Annotated in this window: 2 protein-coding genes; both read right to left on the reverse strand. The window is 68.5% G+C overall.

The window, feature by feature from the left end; all coding sequences use genetic code 11:
* Nucleotides 1–1,476 (reverse strand): hypothetical protein (locus ACESY8_RS17980; protein ID WP_498794909.1); only part of this gene is annotated, 1,476 nt, incomplete at its 3' end.
* A gap of 2 nt (nucleotides 1,477–1,478) precedes the next feature.
* The gene (locus tag ACESY8_RS17985) at nucleotides 1,479–1,817 is read right to left on the reverse strand and encodes a histidine triad nucleotide-binding protein (protein WP_009257557.1); all 339 of its coding nucleotides are present in this window, start codon (nucleotides 1,815–1,817) and stop codon (nucleotides 1,479–1,481) included.
* Nucleotides 1,818–1,911 lie beyond the last annotated feature (94 nt).

Genomic DNA, 1,911 nt, shown 5'->3' on the forward strand with positions numbered 1-1,911 from the left:
GCCGATCTCCTGGGGGCTGGCGGGCTGGGGCCGGGGGAGGAGGGAGCTGCCCAGCATGCACAGGGCCAGAACCCAGGCCCCCGCCCGGACGGGTCTGCGGGCGGGCAGGGCCTCCAGCCCCAGGGCCAGGGCGGCGCACAGGGCGGGCAGATAGAGCAGCAGGTGCTGCTGCCCGTGGGACTGCACCCGGGTGAACAGGAGCAGGCACAGCACCGGCTGCGCCAGGGTGAGCAGGGCCGTGTACCGGGCGGCAGGCCGCCGGAGGAGGCACCACACCACGCACACAAGGGCGGCGGCCATGAGCACCCAGCCGAAGTAGCGGCACAGCATCACCGCGTCCACCCACCGGCCCTGGTCGTAGGCCGAGTAGGTGTCAAAGTAGTTGGAGCGCAGTACCTGTTCAACCAGGAAGCTCTGCCCGAAGAACAGGGAGCACACCACGCCGGAGGCGGCCATGGCGGCAAAGGACTTCCACTGGCCGCGCCGTACCGCCAGGGCCAGCAGCGCCGCCAGCCCGAAGGACACGGTGAAAAAGAAGAAGTACCGCCGCAGCAGGAACACCAGGGTGAGCAGGGCCCCGGTGAGGATGCCGCGGGCGGCCTGGGGACGGCTCTCGTCTGTGTAGATCACAAAGGCCCAGATGCCGGCCCCCGCCGCCGCCACATCCACAAAGCCGGTCAGCCCGGTGTAGAGCAGCATAGGGGTGGCGCAGGCCAGCAGTACGCCGCCCCGGCGTACCCGCCGGGCCAGGGCCGCCATCCCCGCCAGGGCAGGCATGACATAGAGATTGGCGACGGCGAAGAGATAGACGTACCGCCCGGTACCCAGCACCCGCATCACCAGGGAGATGGGCCAGGAGAGCAGGTAGTTGTACTCCTGGGTGATGACACTCTGGAGCACCAGCCGCACCTGGGCCAGATCCAGGCTCTGACCCGCCAGCATGGTGCTGGAGCTCCAATAGATGTTGCTATCCCAGTAGTAGACCGTGGCGGAGCCCGCGGCGTAGAGGGCGGTGAGAACATTCACCGCCAGGGCCAGCAGCAGCAGGGCTCTCCCGCGGGGCAGCTCCAGGCGGCCGAACCGCCGGGCGGCGGTGGCCAGGGCCAGCACGACGCCCGCCAGTACCAGCCCGCTGCCCAGGGCGCAGACCAGCCGGAAGGGGAGGCGCCCGATAGCCATATCTCCCGCGGAGAAGAGGCCGTAGCTGGTGTCCAGCAAAGCCCCCAGGAAAAAGGCCGCCCCAGCCAGCAGGGCGGTCCTCCAGGTGGGGCCGAACGGGAGCAGCAGGCGGGAGACCAGCCGGAGCCGCCACGCCGCTCCCACCACCAGGGCGGCCAGCGCCGCGGCGGCGGCCAGAATGGCCGGGCCGGGCACGCGGCCGTACAGCACGGCCCAAAGACGGACCAGAGCCAGGCCGGACAGGCAGCCCCACGCCGCCAGTCCGGCCAGTCCCTGGAGCAGGGGGCGCGGCTTCATACTCAGCCGGGAGGCCAGGTCATGTCCCGGCCCGCCAGCACGTGGAAGTGCAGGTGGTGCACGGACTGGCCGGCCTGCTCGCCGCAGTTGGAGACCACCCGGAAGTCGGTGACGCCCAAGTCCTTCGTCACCTGTGCAATGACCTCAAAGGCGTGGGCCACTACGGCGGAATTTTCCGGGGAGATCTCCCCGCAGGAGCCGATATGGGCCTTGGGGATGACCAGGAAATGGGTGGGCGCCTGGGGGTCGATGTCGTAAAAGGCGTACACCAGCTCGTCCTCGTAAACCTTGTTGGAGGGGATCTCCCCCGCCGCGATTTTGCAGAACAGACAATCGCTCATGCTATATCCTCCTTTTCCGCGGATTTGACTCTAGTATAGCACACAGGGAGCGGAATGTCATTCCTTTGAGGCGGAAAAAATCGGGGGGCGCGGA

It is taken from the genome of Clostridium sp. ATCC BAA-442, assembly GCF_964239415.1.
Taxonomy (GTDB): Bacteria; Bacillota; Clostridia; order Oscillospirales; family Oscillospiraceae; genus Flavonifractor; species Flavonifractor plautii.

What these genes read in the sequence shown, in the direction of transcription:
- ACESY8_RS17985 (WP_009257557.1), bottom strand. Translation starts at nt 1,817, where the DNA reads ATGAGCGATTGTCTGTTCTGCAAAATCGCGGCGGGGGAGATCCCCTCC.